Origin of the sequence: Streptomyces sp. NPDC017943 (genome assembly GCF_044328425.1) — a bacterium.
Classification (GTDB): Bacteria; Actinomycetota; Actinomycetes; order Streptomycetales; family Streptomycetaceae; genus Streptomyces; species Streptomyces djakartensis_A.
Genome location: NZ_JBIRHH010000003.1, coordinates 428,032 through 449,116 on the forward strand (window position 1 = coordinate 428,032; position 21,085 = coordinate 449,116).

The 21,085-nt window shown below is 74.1% G+C and carries 18 protein-coding genes and 1 pseudogene; 10 read left to right on the forward strand and 9 right to left on the reverse strand.

Annotated features, from left to right (window positions below; translation table 11 throughout):
* The first annotated feature begins 286 nt into the window (after positions 1-286).
* A complete protein-coding gene (locus tag ACH4C6_RS11310; protein ID WP_398108317.1) occupies positions 287-1,696 on the forward strand; it encodes a PP2C family protein-serine/threonine phosphatase in 1,410 nt (469 codons plus the stop codon).
* Positions 1,697-1,710: 14 nt separating this feature from the next.
* Here the strand turns inward: ACH4C6_RS11310 and ACH4C6_RS11315 are convergent, their stop codons facing one another.
* Positions 1,711-3,204: a hypothetical protein gene (locus ACH4C6_RS11315; protein ID WP_398108318.1), complete on the reverse strand. Its 1,494-nt coding sequence runs from the start codon at positions 3,202-3,204 to the stop codon at positions 1,711-1,713.
* Between the two features lie 233 nt (positions 3,205-3,437).
* Between ACH4C6_RS11315 and ACH4C6_RS11320 the strand changes: the two genes are divergently transcribed.
* Positions 3,438-4,580, forward strand: coding sequence for an aminoglycoside phosphotransferase family protein (locus ACH4C6_RS11320; RefSeq protein ID WP_398108319.1), 1,143 nt, complete (start codon positions 3,438-3,440; stop codon positions 4,578-4,580).
* Positions 4,581-4,666: 86 nt separating this feature from the next.
* Here the strand turns inward: ACH4C6_RS11320 and ACH4C6_RS11325 are convergent, their stop codons facing one another.
* The 3 genes from ACH4C6_RS11325 to ACH4C6_RS11335 form a co-directional block, all read right to left on the reverse strand.
* Positions 4,667-5,164 (reverse strand): hypothetical protein, encoded by a 498-nt coding sequence (locus tag ACH4C6_RS11325; RefSeq protein WP_333930152.1) that lies wholly within the window; start codon positions 5,162-5,164, stop codon positions 4,667-4,669.
* 91 nt (positions 5,165-5,255) lie between these two features.
* Complete coding sequence (locus ACH4C6_RS11330) at positions 5,256-6,158, reverse strand: universal stress protein (RefSeq protein WP_398108320.1); 903 nt, start codon at positions 6,156-6,158, stop codon at positions 5,256-5,258.
* Positions 6,159-6,295: 137 nt separating this feature from the next.
* Complete coding sequence (locus ACH4C6_RS11335; protein WP_369194108.1) at positions 6,296-6,538, reverse strand: DUF397 domain-containing protein; 243 nt, start codon at positions 6,536-6,538, stop codon at positions 6,296-6,298.
* A gap of 202 nt (positions 6,539-6,740) precedes the next feature.
* Between ACH4C6_RS11335 and ACH4C6_RS11340 the strand changes: the two genes are divergently transcribed.
* On the forward strand, positions 6,741-8,579 hold the full coding sequence (locus ACH4C6_RS11340; protein ID WP_398108321.1) for a sulfatase: 1,839 nt from the start codon (positions 6,741-6,743) through the stop codon (positions 8,577-8,579).
* A 64-nt stretch (positions 8,580-8,643) separates the two neighbouring features.
* On the opposite strand, the gene ACH4C6_RS11345 is transcribed toward ACH4C6_RS11340, so the two are convergent.
* Complete coding sequence (locus ACH4C6_RS11345; protein WP_398108322.1) at positions 8,644-10,161, reverse strand: acyl-CoA synthetase; 1,518 nt, start codon at positions 10,159-10,161, stop codon at positions 8,644-8,646.
* Positions 10,162-10,355: 194 nt separating this feature from the next.
* Here ACH4C6_RS11345 and ACH4C6_RS11350 point away from each other — a divergent pair, with 194 nt between their 5' ends.
* Positions 10,356-12,137 (forward strand): serine hydrolase, encoded by a 1,782-nt coding sequence (locus ACH4C6_RS11350; RefSeq protein WP_398108706.1) that lies wholly within the window; start codon positions 10,356-10,358, stop codon positions 12,135-12,137.
* A 13-nt stretch (positions 12,138-12,150) separates the two neighbouring features.
* Here the strand turns inward: ACH4C6_RS11350 and ACH4C6_RS11355 are convergent, their stop codons facing one another.
* From ACH4C6_RS11355 to ACH4C6_RS11370, 4 genes and pseudogenes are all read right to left on the reverse strand, one after another.
* On the reverse strand, positions 12,151-12,342 hold the full coding sequence (locus ACH4C6_RS11355; protein ID WP_398108323.1) for a DUF2795 domain-containing protein: 192 nt from the start codon (positions 12,340-12,342) through the stop codon (positions 12,151-12,153).
* Positions 12,343-12,435: 93 nt separating this feature from the next.
* A complete protein-coding gene (locus ACH4C6_RS11360; RefSeq protein ID WP_398108324.1) occupies positions 12,436-14,013 on the reverse strand; it encodes a phytoene desaturase family protein in 1,578 nt (525 codons plus the stop codon).
* Between the two features lie 73 nt (positions 14,014-14,086).
* Positions 14,087-15,547, reverse strand: a pseudogene (locus ACH4C6_RS11365) (protein kinase); the annotation flags it as partial.
* A 201-nt stretch (positions 15,548-15,748) separates the two neighbouring features.
* Positions 15,749-16,123 (reverse strand): ferredoxin, encoded by a 375-nt coding sequence (locus ACH4C6_RS11370; RefSeq protein WP_398108325.1) that lies wholly within the window; start codon positions 16,121-16,123, stop codon positions 15,749-15,751.
* A 96-nt stretch (positions 16,124-16,219) separates the two neighbouring features.
* Between ACH4C6_RS11370 and ACH4C6_RS11375 the strand changes: the two genes are divergently transcribed.
* From ACH4C6_RS11375 to ACH4C6_RS11400, 6 genes are all read left to right on the forward strand, one after another.
* Positions 16,220-16,585 (forward strand): DUF6479 family protein, encoded by a 366-nt coding sequence (locus ACH4C6_RS11375; protein ID WP_398108326.1) that lies wholly within the window; start codon positions 16,220-16,222, stop codon positions 16,583-16,585.
* A gap of 193 nt (positions 16,586-16,778) precedes the next feature.
* Positions 16,779-17,285, forward strand: coding sequence for a SigE family RNA polymerase sigma factor (locus ACH4C6_RS11380; protein ID WP_369194098.1), 507 nt, complete (start codon positions 16,779-16,781; stop codon positions 17,283-17,285).
* An 11-nt stretch (positions 17,286-17,296) separates the two neighbouring features.
* Positions 17,297-17,818: a cellulase gene (locus ACH4C6_RS11385; protein ID WP_398108327.1), complete on the forward strand. Its 522-nt coding sequence runs from the start codon at positions 17,297-17,299 to the stop codon at positions 17,816-17,818.
* 135 nt (positions 17,819-17,953) lie between these two features.
* Positions 17,954-19,231 (forward strand): glycosyltransferase, encoded by a 1,278-nt coding sequence (locus ACH4C6_RS11390; RefSeq protein WP_398108328.1) that lies wholly within the window; start codon positions 17,954-17,956, stop codon positions 19,229-19,231.
* The gene (locus ACH4C6_RS11395) at positions 19,228-20,490 is read left to right on the forward strand and encodes a hypothetical protein (RefSeq protein ID WP_398108329.1); all 1,263 of its coding nucleotides are present in this window, start codon (positions 19,228-19,230) and stop codon (positions 20,488-20,490) included. Before ACH4C6_RS11390 ends, ACH4C6_RS11395 begins: the two co-directional genes overlap by 4 nt.
* Before the next feature lie 109 nt (positions 20,491-20,599).
* Positions 20,600-21,046: a hypothetical protein gene (locus ACH4C6_RS11400; protein ID WP_398108330.1), complete on the forward strand. Its 447-nt coding sequence runs from the start codon at positions 20,600-20,602 to the stop codon at positions 21,044-21,046.
* Positions 21,047-21,085 lie beyond the last annotated feature (39 nt).

A 21,085-nucleotide genomic window follows, 5' to 3' on the forward strand; every position in this document is an offset into this window, starting at 1 on the left:
TCCGGGCAGCACCGAGCCGTCGAACACAGGGCCGTCGAACATGTGCCGCAGCACTGCGCGGGGGACCCGACGGATCGTCAAAACCCCTGTGTACGCTACGACTTGGGATCGCCGGGAGGACCCGGGGCGCCTACCTCCGAGTAACCCGGTGAGACGGTGGCATATGCCAGAAGCACCACCGTATCGTGTGGTGCCAAATCCCTTACAGGCCGTCCCGGGCTGTGCAACAGTCGTAACGGTCCCTCCGTCCGCCTTTGGTCGTACCGTCCCCGCATCGGAGTGCGTCATGCCGTCCCACCTCTCCGCGGACCGCCCCGCCGCCCAGCCGCCCGGCCGCGGCTCGGTCGACGCGCTGATATCGCAGACGCGGCGGCTCAAGGGCGATGTGGACGCGGTGCGCCGGGACGCGGCGGGGGACGAGCCCGACCACCCCCGGGGCCGCTGGCAGCGGGCGCTGTACGACCTGGCCCTGCACCAGCTCGACGACCTCGACGAGCACCTGGCCCAGTTGCGCGACGGCCCGCCGCCCACGGCGGCGGCGACCGAGCCGGCGCCGGAGGGCTCGCTGCTCAGCCGGGTCGGCAGCGCGGAGTGGAACCTGCTGACGGACGAGGCCAGTTGGTCGGAGGAGCTCTACCGGATCCTGGGCCGCGACCCCGCCGCCGCCCCGCTGACCCTCGACGAACTGCCGTCGGTCGTGCTCGACGAGGACCGGCCCGGACTGACGGCGATGGTCACCAACTGCCTCGTGGACGCCCGGCCCATCGACGGCGAGTTCCGCATCGCCCGCCGGGACGGGGACGTGCGCACCGTGCACATGATGGGCGAACCGGTGCTCGACACCGACGGGAGCACCGCGTCGATGTGGGCCGTGCTGCGCGACGTCAGTGAACTGCGCCGCAGTGAGCGGGCGGTGAGCGAGACCCGTGACTCGCTGCACCGCCGGCGGGAGGCCGCGCGCAGCGAGCAGCGGCTCGCGGCCGAGCTGCAGGAGGCCGCGCTGCCGCCCTGGCGTGGCTCCCTGCGGCTTCCGCACCGCGTCCCCGGCGTGCTCGACCTCGCCGCCCGCCGCCTGCCGGCGTCCACACGGACGCCGATCGGCGGCGACTGGTACGACGCGCTCGAACTGAGCGACGGGGACACGCTGCTGAGCGTCGGCGACCTCACCGGCCAGGGCGTGGCCGTCACGTCGAACATGACCATGCTGCTGGGCGCCGTGCGCGGCATGGCGATGGCCGGTGCCGGCCCCGCCCAGGTGATGGCCTGGCTGAACCAGTTACTCGACGCCACGGTGCAGCCCGCCCTCGGCAGCGCCGTCTGCTGCCGCTACCGGCCCGGCACGCGCACCCTGGTGTGGGCGCAGGCCGGGCACCCCGCCCCCCTGCTGTTCCGCGGCGGGACGGGGCGCGTGCTGGACGCCCCGGACGGCGTGCTGCTGGGCGCCACCTCCGGGCCCGTCTACGGGCAGGCCGAAGAGGTGCTGCAGGCGGGCGACCTGCTGCTCCTGCACACCGACGGGCTGGTGCCCGGCCACACCGGCGCGGCGGCCGCGCACCGACTCCTCGGCCTGGCTCCGCGCCTGACCGGCGACCGCACCGCGGAGGACTGCGTGCACACGGTCGTCGAGGAGTTCGGCACGCACGAGCGGGAGGACAACGCCTGCCTGCTCGCCGTCAGACTGACGGGCGAGGCCTAGGAACCGGCGACCGCTCAGGCCGGGGCGCGGCCGGTTCCCCTGCTCTTGGTCCTGGGCAGGGCCAGTTTGATCTCCTCCCGCAGTTCCTGGACCTTCGGGGACCCCGAGTACTGTGCGGTGAGCCGGTACATTTCGCGCAACCGGTCCCAGGTGCGGTGCGAGGAGTTGGACCCCATCGACACCAGGGCCAGCCGCGCGTAGCGGTCGGCCTGTTCCGGGTCGTCCGCGATGAAGCAGGCGGACGCCATCGACAGGTAGTCGAAGATCTTCGACCGCTGACGGCCGTCGACCCGCAGGGCCAGCGCCTTCTCGGCGTAGTGCTGGGCGTGCACGGCCGCGCCGGGCTCGAACTCGGCCAGCGTCCGGTAGGCCAGGGCCTGCATGCCGTACAGGTCCTCCTCCTTGAAGGTCTGCATCCAGTCCGGGGGCGGGGCGTCGGCCCGGTCGGAGACGAACAGGTCCTCCGCGCGGCCCAGGGTGCGGCGCATGGCCTGCCCCTTGCCGAGAGCGGCCTGCGCCCACGCCTCCACGGTGCAGAGCATCGCCCGGGTGCGCGGCAGCACCTCGTCGCCCGAGCCGGACGTGGCGAGCCTCATCAGGTGCAGGGCGTCGTCCGGCTTGCCCAGGTGCACCATCTGGCGGGCCGCGCGGGAGAGCGCCTCGCCCGCGCGGGGCCGGTCCCCGCCCTCCCGGGCGGCGTGCGCGGCGATGACGAAGTACTTCTGCGCCGTGGGCTCCAGGCCCACGTCGTGGGACATCCAGCCGGCGAGGACGGCGAGGTTGGCGGCGACGCCCCACAGGCGCCGCTGCAGATGGGGCGGGTGGCGGTAGGCGAGCATGCCGCCCACCTCGTTGAGCTGGCCCACCACCGCCTTGCGCTGGAGCCCGCCGCCACGGGCGGCGTCCCAGGCGCGGAACACCTCGACGGAGCGCTCCAGTTCCTCGATCTCCTGCGACCCGATGGGGGCGGCCTCGTAGCGGTCGAACCCGGCGGGGTCGGCGTGCAGGGAGTGGTCGGGGTGGGGGGTGTCGGCCGTCAGGGCAGGGTCGGTGTGCAGCCAGTCGTACATGGCGCTGCTGAGTGCGGATCCCGCGGCGAGCGCGGCGCCCGCGCCCACCAAGCCGCGTCGGTTGAGCATGAGGTCCATTCCCGTGAATTCGGTGAGGACCGCGGCGGTTCGCTCGGGCGCCCACGGCACACCGTCGGGAGAGTCCGCACTCCCGCCGCCCTGCCGTTTCCCCGCGCGCCCGTGCCTGACCAGACCGAGGTCCTCGATGGTCACGACACGGCCGAGACGCTCGGTGAACAGAGCCGCCAGCACCCGCGGCACCGGATCGCGCGGGATCTCCCCCGTGTCGATCCACCGCCGCACCCGGGAGGTGTCGGTCGCCAGCTGGGGATGGCCCATGGCCGCCGCCTGCCGGTTGACCAGCCTCGCGAGTTCGCCCTTGGACCAGCCGGCCAGGCCGAACAGGTCCGCGAGCCGGGTGTTGGGTTGTCCGCTCACGTCAAGCCCCCAGGTTCTCGACTGAGTTGACAGTAGCCCCGCCGGAGTTGCCGGGCGACTATTCGCCAGGGTTCGCCAGGGTGCGCCAGATGGTGTGCCACGGGCCATCCGGTGTCAGGTAGGAACGCGCCACCCCGACCCGGTCGCCCCAGGGGCATTCCCCAGGGTGATCCCGGGCTCCGGGCCGGGTGGTGCGCTGTCGTCGCAGGCACACGAAGGGATCTGTCTCGCCCATGTACGCAGCATCGTCCTCCGTGTCCGCACCGCCCCGGTCGCTCCACCCGCGTCCCGCGGACAGCGGCCCCTACCTCGCCCCCGCGCGGCCGGCGACCCCCGTGCTCGGCGCGGGCCGGGCCCGGCGCGGCGCGGTCCTCGGCACCCAACCGCTCAGCGGGAGACTCGACTTGTCCGGCTCTCAGGGGGCGCAGCTGCGCACGGCCATCGCGTCGGTGCACCGCATCTGCCCGGAGTTCAGCCCGGTGCAGGTGCTGCGCCGCAGCGGCCGGTCCGTGCTGCTGGTCGGCACGACCGGCCGCAGCTCCGCCGTCGCCAAGTGCTTACTGGACCACTCCCCCGCCTGGTCCGAGCGGATCCGCCACGAGATAGCGGCGTACCGCTCGTTCGTCCGGCACCGCCCTCCGGTGCGGGCGCCGAGGCTGGTCGCGGCGGACCCGGACAACTGCACCCTGGTGATCGAGCGGATGCCCGGGCGGGTGGCGGCCCTCCAGCGGCACCCGGTCGAGGCGCCGCCGCGCGCGGACATCAGAGCGGCTCTCGGCGCGATCTGCCGGCTGAACGCCTGGCGGCCGCCGGCGGGCACGTTCGACGCCCCGCTGGACTACGCGGCCCGTATCGCGCGCTACCACGAGCTGGGTCTGCTCACCGACCGCGACCTGGGCGATCTGCAGAAGCTGCTGCACGGTATCGCCCAGGCCTCCGGACGGCAGGGCATGGGCCAGTTCTGCCACGGCGACGCGCTGCTGTCGAACATCCTCCTGTCACCGGCCGGTCCCGTGCTGGTGGACTGGGAGCACGCGGGCTGGTACCTGCCGGGCTACGACCTGGCGACGCTGTGGTCGGTGCTCGGGGACGCACCGGTCGCCCGCCGTCAGATCAGCCAGATCGCGCAGTCGGCGGGCCCGGCGTCCCGGGACGCCTTCCTGGTGAACCTGATGCTGGTGCTGACCCGCGAGATCCGCAGCTGTGAGACGGCCGTGCAGCGCTCCCTGCACGAGACGGCCCCGGCGGCACCGGGGGCGGCGGCCCACCCGGGTGCTGCGCCGTCCGGCGAGGAGCAGAGGCTGTTGCTGCGGCGGCTGCACGACGACTGCCAGCTGGCCCGCCGGGCCGTGCGCGCGGCGGTCGGCACGCGCTGACGGGAACGGAAGGGCCGCTGTGCGCCGGTCGGCGCGGCAGCGGCCCTTCTCGTGTGTGCGGGGGCTCGTTCAGCCCTGCTGGACGTTCAGCCCTGCTGGAACAGCTCCGCCGGCAGCGGCTTGAGCAGCGCGTACAGGTCGTCCGTGATGGGGCGGTCCCAGGCGGCGATGGTCACCAGGACGTTGTCGCTGCGGTCGAACTGCACACAGGAGATCCGGCTCTCGGAGAGCTTCACGCGCCGGACGATCAGGAGGTTGTCGCCCTGCATCACCGGGACGTCCTCGGTGTCGACGACCGTGACCTCCTCGTCGTTCTCCAGCGCGAGCAGCAGCTGGGCCACCTCGAAGGGGACCTCGCCCTCGGGAACCTCGCGGGCCGGTGATCCCTCGGGCAGATTGCCGATGATCATCGCGGGGCCGCGGCCACCGAACAGGTCGTAGCGCAGGAAGACGCCCTGGCAGGTGCCGTCGGGCGCGGGGAGCAGTCCCGCGCCCAGGTTGCCGGGCCAGTCGCCCGGGTCCATGGCCAGGACGTCGAAGTCGGGCCCGGCGGGCGTGGCGCTGCGGCGGCGGAGGAACGACATGTCGCCCATGGTACGTGTCCGGGCCTGCGATGCGCCGGGCGGGCGGCGGACGGATGAGCCCCGGCCGCCGCCGCACGCGGCCGCGCCGCGCTCAGTCCTCGGCGGGGGCGGGCGGCACCACCGCGACGGGGCTCGCCGCGTGCAGCAGGACGGCCTGGGTGACCGAGCCCATCATGCGGGCCGGTGCCGTCAGCCGCCGCCGGTGCCGGCCCACGACGACGACGTCGGCGTCCGCGGAGGCGTCGACCAGGTGACCGGCCGCGTCACCGGCCGCGGCGACCGTCTCGACCTCGACCTCGGGATGCCGCTCGCGGTACGGGGCGAGGAAGCCGTCGGCCAGGACGCGGGCCTCGTCCTCGATGCGGTTCTGCTCGACGATCGGCGGGGGCAGTTCCCCGGGCATCATCCAGGGCTGCGCCGGCCACGGGTATGCGGCGACGGCCCGGAGGCGGGCGCCGCGCCGGGCGGCCTCCGTGAAGGCGAACTCAAGCGTGGCCTCGTCGGGGCCGTCCACCTTCAGTCCGACGACCACGCGCGAGTAAGGGCCGGACCCCGCGTCGCCGGGCGCCTCGCGTCCGGGCCGGGGCACCACGACGACCGGGCATGCGGCGTCACGGGCGACGGCCATGCTGGTGGAGCCGAGCAGCAGGCTGGCGAAGCCGCCGCGGCCCCGGGAGCCGAGCACCAGCAGCTGCGCCTCGGCGCCCAGTTCGGGCAGGACGACACCGATGGCGCCCTCCAGGCCGGTGTAGCGCGTGTCCGGCGGGCCGGGGCGTCCTTCGAGGTGGGCGCGGACGCGGTCGAGGACGGGGTCGTCCTGCGGATCCGCCGGGCCCGCGGTGAGGACGTCGGGCTGGGCCCAGTGCGCGTACTGGCGGACATGGGCCACGCGCAGGGGCGCCGCACGCCGGCGTGCGGCGTCGACGGCCCAGTCGAGGGCGCGCAGGCTGTCGTCCGAACCGTCGACCGCCGCGACGACCGGCAGGGTGCTCATGGGTTCCTCACCTTCCGGGATACGACCGTCCCTCCCGGTGCCGGCCCGACGTGCGCGGCGGCTCCGGGAGGATGCCTCAGGTCTCGTGTCCGCGATCGCCGCGGGAACACCCCCGGACCGGCCGCCGCCGGCGCCGGCTAGGTGAGGTCGAACTCGCCCTCCCGGGCTCCCGAGACGAACGCGCCCCATTCGTCGGGCGTGAAGATCAGGGAGGGGCTCTCGGGCCGGGCGCTGTTGCGCATGGCGATGAAGCCTTCGACGAAGGCGATCTGCACATCTCCCCGGCCGCGGCTGCTGGACTGCCAGTGTGCGTTGCTGAGGTCCAGGTCCGGCTTGTCCCAGCCCGTGAACGGGCGCTGCTGGGTGGTGGTCTCGGGCACGTCCGTGCTCCTCCCCATTTCGTCGTCCGCGGCCAGCCTAGCGACCGGGCCCCACCGCCGACAGGGCACGTGAGGGGGACCTTTCCGCGGTGGCGATTGAACTGGAGGTGACGTCCGGACGTACTGGTGGGGGCAGGCCCGCGCGAGGGCTCTGTTCGCCATGCCTTTGCACCTCTGCACGACCGCACGGAAGGACCACCGGGTGTCGCCTTTCACTCGCTCCCGCCCTCAGCCGGACCCGGCCGCGAGCGGAACGGAACCGGACGACGACGGCACCGGGCCGGCACCCGGCCGGATCCCGGCCCCGGCCCCGTCTCCGGCCCCGGGGGAGGACGCTCCCCGCGAGGAGGGGAGCGGTGGTGCGGCGGACTCCGGAGCCGCCGGGGACGGGCGGCGGCCCGGATGGCTCGGCCGGCGTCATCCCCGGGCGGCTCGGTGGACCTCGCTCGCGATCACCGTCCTGGCCGGCGTGCTCGTGCTGTTCGCGTTGCTCGTGCCCAACCGGATCGAGCGGCTGGAGTTCGCGTCGTTCGTCCGGATCCCCGCCGAGGGCGTGCTGCTGGCCGGGCTGCTGCTCGCGCTGCCGCCGAGGCCGCGGCGGATCACGGCCGTCGTGACGGGGGTGCTGCTGGGGCTGCTGACCGTCCTGAAGTTCCTGGACATGGGGTTCTACCAGGTCCTGGCACGGCCGTTCGACCTGGTCCTGGACTGGATCCTGCTCGACGACGCGACGGACTTCCTGCGGGAGTCGTTCGGCCGTACCGGCCAGGTCCTGGCGGTGACCGCCGTGCTCGTGCTGTTCGTCGCGCTGCTGGTGCTGACGACGCTGGCGGTGGTGCGGCTGACGAACCTGATGGTCCGGCACCGGCAGACCGCCGGCCGGACCGTGCTCGTCCTGGGCACGGCGTGGATGACCTGCATGACGCTGGGCCTGCAGATCGGCACCGTGCCGATCGCCACGAAGGGCAACGCGGACTTCGTCGGCAACCGTGTCGAACAGGTCCGGGCGGGGCTGCGGGACGCGCGGGTGTTCCGTCAGCAGGCCGCCGTGGACGCCTTCGCCGAGACCCCGCCGGACCGGTTGCTGACGGGACTGCGGGGCAAGGACGTCCTGTTCACCTTCATCGAGAGCTACGGCCGGGTGGCGATCGACGATCCGGCGATGGCCGCGCAGACCGGCGCCGTCCTCGAGGAGGGCACGGCCGGGCTGAAGTCCGCCGGGTTCGCCTCGCGCAGCGGCTGGCTGCGCTCGCCGGTGACCGGCGCGGGCAGCTGGCTCGCCCACTCGACGTTCCTGTCCGGACTGTGGATCAAGAACCAGCAGCGCTACCGCAGTCTGACCACCAGCGACCGCATGACGCTGACCAAGTACTTCGGCAGGACGGGCGCCTGGCGGACCGTCGGCATCGTGCCGGGCGTGCGGCGGGCCTGGCCGGAGGGGAAGTTCTTCGGCCTGGACCACATCTACGACTCCGAGCACCTCGGCTACCACGGCCCCTACTTCAGCTGGACGCCGGTGCCCGACCAGTTCAGCATGGAGGCCTTCCAGCGCCTGGAGCACGGGAAGAAGGACCGTGAGCCGATCATGGCGGAGATCATCCTGGCCTCCAGTCACAACCCCTGGTCCCCCGTGGCGCACATGATCGACTGGGAGGACCTCGGCGACGGCTCGGTGTTCCACCGGATCAAGAAGGAGGGCACCGACCCGAAGGAGGTCTGGAAGGACCCGGAGAAGGTGCGGGCCGAGTACCGCAAGGCCATCGCGTACTCGATCCGCAGCCTGACCGAGTGGATGCGGCGCTACGGCGACGAGGACACGGTCCTGGTCTTCCTCGGCGACCACCAGCCGGTGCCGACCGTCCTCGCCGGGGACACCGGCAGGGACGTGCCGATCAGCATCGTCGCCAAGGACAGCAAGGTCCTGGACCGCGTGGCCGACTGGGGGTGGACCGACGGCCTCAAGCCGGCGAAGAACGCGCCCCGCTGGGGCATGGACCGGTTCCGCGACCGCTTCATGACGGCGTACGGCCCCCAGCCTTGACCGAGCCGTCCGGCCGACGGCCCGACCGGACGGCCCGCGGTCGGCCGACGCGCGGCCGGCCGCTCTAGCGCTTGCCGAGGGTGTCCCGGAGCAGGCGTTTGAGGATCTTTCCGCTGGCGTTGCGCGGGAGTTCGTCGACGAACACCACCCGTTTCGGCGCCTTGTAGGGGGTGAGCCGCTCGCGGACGTGGTCGATGAGTTCCCCCTCGGTGACCTGTCCGTGCGGGACGACGACGGCTGTGACGGCCTCGATCCACCGCTCGTCGGGCAGGCCGACGACCGCGGCCTCGGCGACCTGCGGATGGGTGTACAGGGCGTCCTCGACCTGGCGGGACGCGATGACGACACCACCGGAGTTGATGACGTCCTTCACCCGGTCGACGATGGTGAAGTAGCCGTGGGCGTCGCGCACCGCGAGGTCGCCGGAGCGGAACCAGCCGTCGCGGAAGGCCTCGGCGGTCTCCTCGGGCTTGTCCCAGTAGCCCTCGCACAGTTGCGGGGAGCGGTAGACGATCTCACCGGGCGTGCCGTCGGGCACGTCCTTGCCGTCCTCGTCGACCACCCTGGCATCGACGAACAGCACGGGCCGCCCGCACGAGTCCATGCGGCCCTTGTGCTCGTCGGGTGCGAGGACGGTGGCCAGTGGGCCGATCTCGCTCTGCCCGAAGCAGTTGTAGAAGGCCAGGCCCGGCAGGCGCTCCCGCAGCCGTTCGAGCACCGGCACCGGCATGATCGACGCGCCGTAGTAGGCCTTGCGCAGGCCGCTCAGGTCGCGGGTGGCGAAGTCGGGGCGGCGGGACAGGGCGATCCACACGGTGGGCGGGGCGAACACGCTGTCCACCCGGTCCGTCTCGATCAGGTCGAACAGCCGGTCGCCGTCCGGTGCGTCGAGGATGATGTTCGTCGCGCCGACGGCCAGGTACGGCAGCAGGAAGACGTGCATCTGGGCCGAGTGGTACAGCGGCAGCGCGTGCGCGGGGCGGTCGCCCGCACGGAGGTCGAGCGCGGTGATGGCGCTCAGGTACTCGTGCACCAGGGCCCGGTGCGTCATCATCGCGCCCTTGGGCAGGGCCGTCGTGCCGGACGTGTACAGCAGTTGCACGAGGTCCTCGCCGCGCGGCTCGGGACCGTCGTACACGGGTGCCCCCTCCAGCCGGGCGAGCAGCGAGCCGTCGGCGTCGCGCAGGGGCAGTGCCGGTGGCCCGCCGGGGAGCCGGGCGGCCAGGTCCGGGTCGGTGAGGACGAGCGAACTGCCCGACTGGGAGACGATGTAGGCCAGATCGTCGCCGGTGAGGTTCTGGTTGACCGGGACGTGCACGAGGCCGGCGCGGGCGCAGGCCAGGAAGGCGATCAGGTAGGCGTCGGAGTTGTGCCCGTAGGCGCCGACCCGGTCGCCCGGGGACAGTCCGAGGCCGAGCAGCACGCTCGCCGCGCGGGAGACGGCGGTGTCCAGTTCCCGGTAGGTCCAGGTGCGCTCGCCGTACTCCACGGCGACGCGGGCGGGAGTGCGCCGGGCGCTGCGCCGCAGGAGTCCGTCGACCGTGCTGTCATGTCCGGGCGGGGTCGTCGCGGGCGTCGTCATGACCCGATCCTCGGTTCGGCCCGGCAGCGGGTCAAGCAGGTGCACCGGCGGCCCGCCACCTCTCCCCCGTCTGATCGCTCGTCAGCGAGCCCCGCGCCGAGGGGGCGTGCCCGGCGCCGTCCTCCGGTTCGCGGGTGGGTGCGGCGGACATACTCCGGGGGACACGCGTGACGGTCGAGGCGAAGGGATGCGCGGTGACCCACGAGGCGGCAAGCGGCGGACCGACCCGGCGTCAACTAACCCGTGCAGGGCTGGCTTTGGGCGGGGCCCTCGCCCTGGCGCCCCTGCCCGCCGGACCGGCGGCGGCCGCGCCCGCGGCGCGGGACCGGCGTCCCACCCTGCGGCACGGCTCGGCCGCCCGCGCGGGGCTGCTCCCCTCCCATCTGCGCCGGCTCGTCACCGACGCCGAGGCGTTCCTCGGCCCTTCCCCCGTGCACCCCTGGTACGCCGGCGCCGTGCTGCTCGCCGGGCGCGGCGGCACGGTCGCCCTGCACCGGCCCCTCGGCATGGCGGTGCGCTACCGGGCCTACGACGAGAAGACCGACACGGGCGTGGAGTTCCCACCCGGCGAGCAGATCCCCATGGCCGCGGACACCGTCTTCGACCTGGCGTCGGTGTCGAAGCTGTTCACCTCGATCCTGGCCGTGCAGCAGATCGAGCGGGGCGCGCTGGGGCTGGAGGCGAAGGTCGCCTCGTATCTGCCGGACTTCGGGCGGGCGGGCAAGCAGGACATCACCGTCCGGCAACTGCTGACGCACACCTCTGGGTTCCGCGCGTGGATCCCGCTGTACGGCGCGCCGACGCACGAGGCGAGACTCGAACTCGTCTGGAACGAGGCGCCGGTCGCCGCACCGGGCACGGCGTACCTCTACTCGGACCTGAACCTCATCTCGCTGCAACTGGTGCTGGAGCGGATCACGGGCCGCTCCCTGGACACCCTGCTGCGCGAGGAGGTCACCGCGCCGCTCGGACTGCGCCGCACGCGCTACAACCCGCCCGCCTCGTGGCGGCCGCGGATCGCGGCCACCGAGGACGCCCGCAAGCCCTGGTCGGGGCTGGACCGGGGTCTGGTGTGGGGCGAGGTGCACGACGAGAACGCCTACGCGCTGGGCGGGGTCGCGGGTCACGCGGGTGTGTTCTCCGACGCGTGGGACCTCGCGGTGCTCGGCCGGACCCTGCTCAACGGCGGTGTGTACGGGCGCCGCCGGATCCTGTCGCCGGAGTCGGTGGAGCTGATGTTCACCGACTTCAACACCGCGTTCCCCGGTGACGAGCACGGCCTCGGCTTCGAGCTCTACCAGCACTGGTACATGGGCGCGATGGCCACCCCGCGCACGGCCGGGCACACCGGTTTCACCGGCACCTCGCTGGTGCTCGACCCGACGACGGACTCGTTCCTGGTGGTGCTCGGCAACTCCGTGCATCCGGTGCGCAGTTGGCGTTCGGGGTCGGCTCCGCGGGTGGCCGCCGCGAACCATCTGGCACGGGCGGTGCCGGTCCGGCCGGCCCGGGGCCGGACGGCCTGGTTCTCCGGTACGGCGGTCTCCGCGACGGCGACGCTCGCCCTGCCGGCGCTCGACACCTCGCGCGGCCGGGCGCGCCTGCGCTGCGCGCTGTGGTGGGACACGGAGCCGGCCTCCGACGTGCTGGCCCTGGAGGCGTCCACCGACGGCGGTGCCGGCTGGCAGCCGGTGCCCTTCACCACCTCGCGCCCGGGCGAGGAGCCGCGACCGCACCCGGCGGGCACGGTCACGGGCTTCTCGGGCCGGGTCTGGCACCGGCTGACCGCCGAGGTGCCCGCGGCCCGCGGCCTCGTCCTGCGCTGGCGGTACACGACGGACCGGCTCTACGTGGGACGCGGCTGCTACGTGGACGGGCAGCGGGTGGAGTCGGCCGGCGGCGTCCTGTTCGACGAGGCGCGTCCGGCGGACACGGCACGCGTCGAAGCGGTGGGCTGGACGCCCTCGGCCGACTGACGCGGCCGTCCGCTCACTGGTTGAAGACGGCCTTCTGCACCTCGTTGGGGCCGTCGAAGCGGTCTTCCTTCAGGCCGTCGAGGGTGCTGACGACCTTGTCGTCGGCGTGGTTGCTGCGGGCGCGGTCCACCAGGTGCTGCTTGTCCGTGGGGTAGTCCATGCCCTTGAGGGCCTTCTGCAGGTCGGTCGGGCTGAGCTCGGCCATGAGGGGCCTCCCGGGGGTGGTGCGACCGTTCGAGACGGCCGGATGGTCCGTTTCCTTGCGTTTTGTCGGAGTGCCCCGGGACGGCGGAGCGATTCATCCCGTCCGCGTTTCGAGGACCGCCATCGCGGCGTTGTGCCCCGGCACCCCGCTGACGCCGCCGCCGCGCACCGCGCCCGCCCCGCACAGCAGCACGTTGGCGTGCCGGGTCTCCACGCCCCAGCGGCCCGTGCCGTCCTGGGCGAAGGGCCAGCTCAGCTCGCGGTGGAAGATGTTCCCGCCGGGCAGACCCAGGTCGCGTTCCAGGTCGAGGGGTGTGCGGGCCTCGATGCAGGGCCGGCCGTCGGCGTCGGTGGCCAGGCAGTCCGCGAGGGGCTCGGCGAGATGGGCGTCGAGCTGGGCGAGGGTCGACGCCAGCAGTTCCTCGCGCACCGCGTCGTTGTCCCGCGCGAACAACCGGGCCGGGGTGTGCAGGCCGAAGAGGGTGAGCGTCTGGCAGCCGCGCTCGGCCAGACCGGGGCCGAGGATGGTCGGGTCGGTCAGGGAGTGGCAGTAGATCTCGGAGGGCGGGGCGGCGGGCAGCTCGCCGGCGGCCGCCTGGGCGTGCGCGGCGGCGAGCTCCTCGTAGCCCTCGGCGATGTGGAAGGTCCCGGCGAACGCCTCGCGCGGGTCGACGGAGGTGTCGCGCAGCCGCGGCAGGCGTTCGAGGAGCATGTTGACCTTGAACTGGGCGCCTTCCGCGGGTTCCGGGGGCGTGTCGCCGGTGAGCGCGGCGAGGGCCTGCGGGGAGGCGTTGACCAGGACGTGCCGGGCTGCGACGGCGCCCTCGCCGTCAGCCGTGCGGTAGGCCACCTCGGCCGTGCGGCCGTCCGTGGCGATGCTCAGCACCTCGTGACCGGTGGCGAGGACGGCGCCGGCGGCGCGGGCGGCGTCCGCGAGGGCGTCGGTGAGCGCGCCCATGCCGCCGACGGGCACGTCCCAGTCACCGGTGCCACCGCCGATCACGTGGTAGAGGAAGCAGCGGTTCTGCTTCAGGGAGGGGTCGTGGGCGTCGGCGAAGGTGCCGATGAGGGCGTCGGTCAGGACGACTCCGCGCACCAGGTCGTCCCGGAAGTGCTGCTCGACGGCGACGCCGACGGGCTCCTCGAACAGCGTCCGCCAGGCCCGGTCGTCGTCGAGGACGCGGCGCAGCTCCTCGCGGGTGGGCAGCGGCTCGGTCAGGGTGGGGAAGATCCGCCGCGCCGCGCGGCCGGTCATGCCGTAGAACTCCTGCCAGGAACGGTACTCGCGGTCGGAGCCGGTGAGCCGGGCGAAGGCCTCCCGGGTGCGACGCTCACCGCCCCCGACCAGGAGGCCGGTGGCCCTGCCGTCGCGTTCGGCGGGGGTGTACGAGGAGACGGTGCGGGTGCGGACCCGGAAGTCCAGGCCGAGGTCCCGGACGATCTTCCGGGGCAGCAGGCTGACCAGGTAGGAGTACCGGGACAGCCGGGCGTCGACCCCGGCGAAGGGCCGGGTGGACACCGCCGCCCCGCCGGTGTGGTCCAGCCGTTCCAGAACCAGCACGGAGCGGCCCGCGCGGGCCAGGTAGGCGGCGGCGACCAGGCCGTTGTGGCCGCCGCCGACGATGACGGCGTCGTAGGTCCGGTGGGCGCGGGGTGCCTCGGGTGCGGTCATGGTTCTTCGTAACACGGGGTGATCGTCGTCGGCCAGACGGCCGCCGGACCGGTCACTGACCGGCCGGCGTCCGCCGGTCCCGCAGGGCCGCCACCCTGCGGTACAGGCCGGCCGCCTCGTCGGCGCGGCCCAGGCGTTCCAGGCAGTGCGCCTCGTCCCTGCGGGCGGCCAGGGTCTCGGGGTGGTCCGGCCCGAGCAGGCTCTCCCGGGCGGAGGCCACACGCCGGTACGCGGTGAGCGCGTCCGCCCAGCGGCCCAGCCGGCCCCGGGCCACGGCCGCCTCGCGGTGGCTGAGCAGGGTGTCCGGGTGGTCGGGGCCGAGGACGTGTTCGCGTTCGGCGGCGACGGCCCGGTGCACCTCCTCGGCCTCCGCCCAGCGGCCGAGCCGGCCGAGGCTCAGGCCCGCCTCGTGCCGGGCGGCCAGGGCGGTCAGGGCCTCCGGGGACGGGGTGGGCCGCTCCTCGGGGACCGGGTCACCGGTGCCGGTGGCGGGGCCGGGCGCGGGGCGGGCGATCCACTCGCCGGACAGCGCGGCCGCCGGGTCGGACCGCGGGGTGCGCGACACGGCGCCGGCCGCCCTGCGTCCGCCGGTCATGCCGTGGGCCCAGGACGGCATCCGGCCCGCCGGCGCCGGTCCACCGGGAGCCGGGAAGGGTACGGCGGTGCCGGACGCGGGGACCGGGGCGGCGCGGTGGGCGGTGATCCGCCACGCCAGTTCCCGTGCGTCGCCCGGTCTGTCCTCGGGGTTCTTGGCCAGGAGGTCCAGGATCACCCGCTCCAGGAACACCGGCAGCCCGGGCCGGAGTTCACGCGGCGGACGGGGCGGGGTGTCGCGGTGGCCGACGAGGATCGCCCAGGCGTCCTCGAGGTCGAACGGCGGTACACCGGTGGCGAGTTCGTACAGCACGCAGCCGAACGAGTAGAGGTCGCTGCGCTCGTCGACGTCGGTGCCGCCGATCTGCTCGGGGGACATGTAGAGCGGGGTGCCCATGGCGATGCCGGTGCCGGTCAGCCGGGAGGTGAAGCCGATGTCGTGGCCGAGGCGGGCGATGCCGAAGTCGCAGATCTTCACCGTGCCGTCGCCGAGCCGCACGATGTTGGCGGGCTTCAGATCACGGTGGACGATGGCCTGTTCGTGGCAGTACGCCAGGGCGGCGGCGACCTGTGCGGCGATCTCCACGATGTCGGCCACCGGCAGCGGGTGGTTGCGGTGGCCCGCGAGCAGCTCGCTGAGGTTGTGGCCCTCCAGCAGCTCCATCACCAGGTACAGGACGCCCTCGGACTCCCCGAAGTCGTGCACCACGGTGATGCCCCGGTGCTGCAGCGCGGCGGCCACCCGGGCCTCGCGGCGGAACCGCTCCCGCACGACGCGGGTGAAGGCGCGGTCGTGGTTGGCGCCCAGCGGCTTCAGGCACTTGACCGCGACGTGCCGGCCCAGCGACTCGTCGCGGGCCCGCCACACCTCTCCCATGGCGCCGCGCCCGATCAGCTCCAACTGCCGGTACCGGCCCTGGATGAGCCTGCTCTCCCCCATGTCGCGCGACGCTCCCCCCGGTAGCCGTTCGCCCGCCCCCTGGCTCCTTCAGTATGGCGGCCCGCCGTCCGCGTGTGTACGGGGCGGGCCGGGGGTGCGCGCCGAACCCGGCCGCGGACCGCGGGATGCGCCGGGCGCGGACTGCGGGATGTGCCGGGCGCGAGTCTGCCGGTGCGGCCGCCGCCCGCCCCTGGCGTGCGGTCAGGCGAGCGTGGCGAGGAACTCCGTGCAGGCCCGCGCGCAGGCGCGGCAGGTTGCCGCCGAGTCCTCGGCGCCCGGCTGCCGGTCGAAGACGTGCGCGGCCTCCAGGCACACCGTCCGGCACCACTCGACCTGGACCCGGATGGTGTTCTCGTCCACCTGGTTCTGCTCGGACAGCACACGGCAGGTCGCGTCGCAGACCTCCGCGCACATGATGCCCTTGCGCCGTACGAGTTCCTGGTTCTCGGTGCCGTCGGGATCCACGAGGCTCGCGCGCAGCGCGCAGGCCCGAGCGCACTCGGTGCACGCCTGAGCGCAGGCGAACCGGTCCTCCAGGAACCGGAACAGCTCCTGCTGGGATGTCGTCGAAGTCACGCAGCGCGGGTAGCCGCGCCCGGCGCCGGTCAAACCCGGTACGGAGGCACGGGGTGAGCCTGGTTCGCGGCGCGCAGCAGGGGGTACCCGCGTGCCATGGATAGCGCATGGATGGAGATGGCCGCGGGGCATGGCGCCCTGGGCATCGGGCTGGTCGTGGCGGGTGTGGTGGTCGTGGCCCTGCTGCTGGGGGCCTTCGTCCTCGGCTTCCGCGGCAAGCGCAGGGAACTGCCCACACCGCGCCCGGAGGAGCAGCCGCGTCTGCCCGAGGGCGGTCCGGTCCGGGAGACGCAGGAGCGCCGGGAGCCCGACGAGATGCCGCGCAGCGACGAGCGCCTGACGCCGCACGAACTGAAGACGAACGGCCGGCAGAGCGACCGGACGAGTGCCGCGCAGGAGCGCCCGCGCTGGAACGAGGGCGGCAGCGGAGGGTTCGGCAGCGGCGGCCCCGGAGCCCGCTGAGCCGCACCCCTTCCCGCGACCGGCGTCCGGTCGGGGAACCGACGAAGGGCCCGTGCCTGGAGCACGGGCCCTTTCGCATGCCCGGCACCCTCCGGCCGCAGTGGCGTGGATCACAGCCTCGGGGTGCAGCGCGGCGGAGGGTCCAGCGTCTTTCCACAGGTGTAGGAGGCCACACAGACGCGGGACGGTGAGGATGGAGCAGGTTCGGGCGGACGGCTTCGACGAGTTCGCGGCCGCCCGTTGGTCGGCGCTGCTCCATGTCGCGCGTCTGCTCACGGGGGGCGATCGGCAGCGGGCCGAGGACTTGGTGCAGGAGGCCCTGGTGAAGCTCTGGTTCGCCTGGCCGAAGGTCGCCGAGCAGGCTCCGGAGGCCTATGTGCGCACGGTGCTCGTGCGGCTCGCGGCGCGCTCGGCCAGGCGCCGCTGGTGGGGCGAGCGCCCGGTGGACCAACTGCCCGACCGGGCCGACCCCGGCGACATGTCGTCGGCCGTCGCGGAACGCTCGCGGCTGGAGGCGGCGCTGGCCCGGCTGTCACCGAAGCAGCGGGCCGCGGTGGTGCTGCGCTACTACGAGGACCTGCCCGAGGCACAGGTCGCCCAGGCGCTGGGCTGCCCGGTGGGCACCGCGCGGTCCCACGCCTCCCGCGGAGTCGCCCGGCTCCGCCTGCTTCTGTCCGACGCCGTCCGGCCCGTGGGGTGAGAGGAGTGGAGATGGACGACTTCGAGCGGGACCTGTCACGCCTGATGCGCGACACCCGGCAGCACGCCCCCTACGAGCCCGAGCACCGGCAGCGGCTGCACGCCGGCATCCGGGCCCGCCGCCGGTCCAGGATGCTGTGGAAGGCGGGCGGTTCGGCCGTCGCGGTGGCCGGGCTCAGCGTGGGGCTCGCCCTGCTGCCCCAGATGGGCAGCCGCGCCCAGCCCGCCGAACCCCGGCCGCAGCGCACGACCAGCCCGGCTCCCACCGTCGAGCCGTCGCCCACGACCGGCGCGCCCGGACCGAGCGTCACCCCGACCCGGCCCGAGTCCACCGCCCCCGCGACGACGGCGGGCAGCGACGCCCCGCAGGCCGGCACGACCATGCCGGTAGACCCCACCCCGACCCGTACGGTCGCCGAGAGCCACGCCGCGTCGGGCCCACCGGACACCGCCCCGCCCTCCTCGCCTTCCGGCACCGTCCCGCCGTCCGTCCCGGAGTCGCGCACCCCCTCCGCCTCGTCCTCCGTCGAGTAGCCGCCCGCGCGGCCCGTCCCGACGGGGCGCCCCGCCCCGAACCGTCATCCCGCCACCCGCCACGGGCGCCTTCGGCCTGCCCGGAAACCGGCGCGCCCGCCGCGGCCCCGCGCCAGAAAGCGACCGTGAGACCCCATGAGAACCGCACGACGGCCTGCCCCGGCCGCCCGCCCGGCCCCCGAGCCGTCCGCGCTGCCGCGCCGGGCGCCCCTGCGCGCGCACCACCCCGAGCCGGTGCTCGACGTGGTCGTACCCGTGCACAACGAGGAGCACGACCTGGAACGGTGCGTCCGGCGGCTGCACGCGCACTTGGGCGAGACGTTCCCCTACCCGTTCCGCATCACCGTCGCCGACAACGCCAGTACCGACGCCACGCCCCGCATCGCCGCGCGGCTGGCCGCCGAGCTGCCCGGCACCCGCTGGATCCGGCTGGCCGAGAAGGGGCGCGGCCGTGCGCTGCACACCGCCTGGTCGCGGTCGGGTGCGCCGGTGCTGGCTTACCTCGACGTGGATCTGTCCACCGACCTCGCCGCCCTGCTGCCACTGGTGGCGCCGCTCATCTCCGGGCACTCCGACATCGCCATCGGCACGCGGCTGGCGCGCGGCGCCCACGTGGTGCGCGGGCCGAAGCGGGAGATCATCTCCCGCTGCTACAACGGCCTGCTGCGCGGCACGCTCGCGGTGGGCTTCTCCGACGCGCAGTGCGGGTTCAAGGCGGTGCGGCGCGACGTCGCCGAGCGGCTGCTGCCGCTGGTCCGGGACCGCGAGTGGTTCTTCGACACCGAGCTGCTGGTCATCGCCGAACGCGCGGGGCTGCGGATCCACGAGGTGCCGGTGGACTGGGTGGACGATCCCGACAGCCGGGTGCACATCGTGTCCACGGCGCTGGCCGACCTGCGGGGCATGGCCCGGCTCGGCCGGGCGCTGGCCTGCGGCCGGCTGCCGCTGACCGCGCTCCGCCGCAACGGCGGCGACCTCGCCGGGAGGCTGCCGGCGGACCTGGCCCGGCAGGCCGTGCGCTTCGCCGCCGTCGGCCTGGCCAGCACCCTGTGCCACCTGCTGCTCTACACGGCCCTGCGGCCGGCGGCGGGCGCGCAGACCGCCAACTCCCTCGCCCTGCTCGTCAGTGCGGTCGCCAACACGGCCGCGAACCGGCGGCTCACGTTCGGCGTGCGGGGCCGCGGCGGCGCGCTGCGCCACCACCTCAAGGGCCTCGGGGCGTTCGTCGTCGCCCTGGTCCTCACCGGAGGCTCCCTGGCCGTCCTGCACCGTGCAGCGCCCGGGTCGGGCCACCGCGTCGAACTCCTGACGCTGATCGCCGCCAACCTGGCCGCGACCCTGCTGCGCTTCCTCCTCCTCCGGGCCTGGGTCTTCCCCACCCGGCCCGCCCGCCGTACGACAGGACCCGCATGACCACCGCCGAGCTGCACCGGCCGCCGTCCGGTGGTGGAGCGCCCGAAGTCCCGGACATCGGTGGCAGGTTCCGCTCACGGCTGCGGGCCGCAGCGGTCCGCCACGGCCCCGTGCTGCTGACGTACGGCGTGCTGAAGCTGGCCGGATTCGCCGTCTTCCTGTGTCTGCTGGACTCCACGGGGGACTTCCGCAGGAAGAATCCGCGCTTCGGCGGTGGTGAACACGCCTGGGACGTCCTGGCCAGCTGGGACGGCTGGTGGTACCAGCAGATCGCCCTGCACGGCTACGACCCTGCCCTGAAGCCCATTCCGGGCGCGACCGGCCTGATCACGCTGGAGGGGAACTCGGCGGCGTTCTTCCCGCTGTACCCGGCACTGATGCGGCTCGTCTCGGAGGTCACCGGCCTCGGTCCGTACGGCGCCGGCATGACCGTCTCCGTGGTCGCCTCCTTCGTCGCCGCGCTCGGCATCCACGCGGTCGCGTGCCGGTTGGGCGGGCACCGGGCCGGTCTGGTCGCGGCCGGGCTGTGGGCGGTCTGGCCCGGATCGGGGACCGAGTGGTCGGGCTACTCGGAGTCCCTCTACACGGCGCTGGCCGCGTGGTCCTGCCACGCCGTCATGACCCGCCGCTGGCTCACCGCCGGCCTGCTGACCTGCGCCGCCGGGCTGTGCCGGCCCACCGCCGCCGCGCTGGTCGCCGCGCTCGCCGTCGCCGTCGTGCTGTCCCTGCGGCGGCGCGAGGACGGGATCCGCCGCCCGCTGGCCGCGCTGGCCGTCGCCCCGCTGGGCCTGCTGGGCTACCTGGGCTGGGTCAATTACCGCATGGGGGACGTCAACGGCTACTCCGAACTCCAGGAAGGCGCCTGGGCCCACACGTTCGACTGGGGCGCCCATACGGTCGACGTGCTGACCTCCGTGCCCGTCGGGCGCTTCGACTACCTCTTCGCGATGCCCTTCGAGGACGTCATCGGTGTGTGCGTGGTGCTCACGGTGCCGGTGCTGACGGTCCTGCTGCTGCGTCTGCGGCCGCCCGCGGTCCTGGTGGTGTACACGGTGCTGTCGTACCTGATGGTGATGTCGACCCAGCAGTACTTCGGGAACGTCTCGCGCTACCTCCTGCCGCTCTTCCCGCTGTTCGTCCCCCCGGCGCTCGCGATGCGCCGGCTCGGACGGCCGTCCCTGGCCGCGGTCCTCGGCACCGCCGCCCTGGCCTCCGGTTCCTACGCGGGATACGTGCTGTTCGAGCTGGGCGTGCCGTGACCCGGCGCGGAAGCGGGCGCGCGGGCGGGCGCAACGGCGTGACCTGGCGGCATACTGATCCCGCGCCGTGCCACGACCGGGCAGATCGGCGCGGAGGGGATGAGGTGACGTGACCGCGGAAGGAACGGGTGGGCGGGGGACGTCCGGCGAGCCGGACGGCCTCCCGGCGCTCACCGACGAGGTATGGCTGAGCTTCCTCGGGGACAGCGAGTCGGCCATACGGGCCACCGCGCCGAGGGAGCCCTCCGCGCGGGAGCGGGCGGAGGGCGTGCGGCCCGAACCGCCGCAGTCCGTGGGCGAACTGTGGCAGCCGGACGACCCGCGGGTCCGCGTGGCCTGGCGGGACCTGGACCACCGCGCGAGGGTGCGGCGCGCCGCACGGTTCGCGGCGACCGCGGCCGCCGTGGCCCTGGCCCTCGGGGCCTGGTCGCAGCTGTCCACGGGCGCGGGCACGGACGGCCGGCGGGAGGAGGGCACCGTGCAGCAGGTGGGCGCCGAGCTCTCCACGGCCACTCCGCTGCCCTCCGGTACGCCCGCCTCGGACGCACCCCGATAGCACGCGCAGGACGGGTGCGGTCCGGCCCCGCCGCTTAGG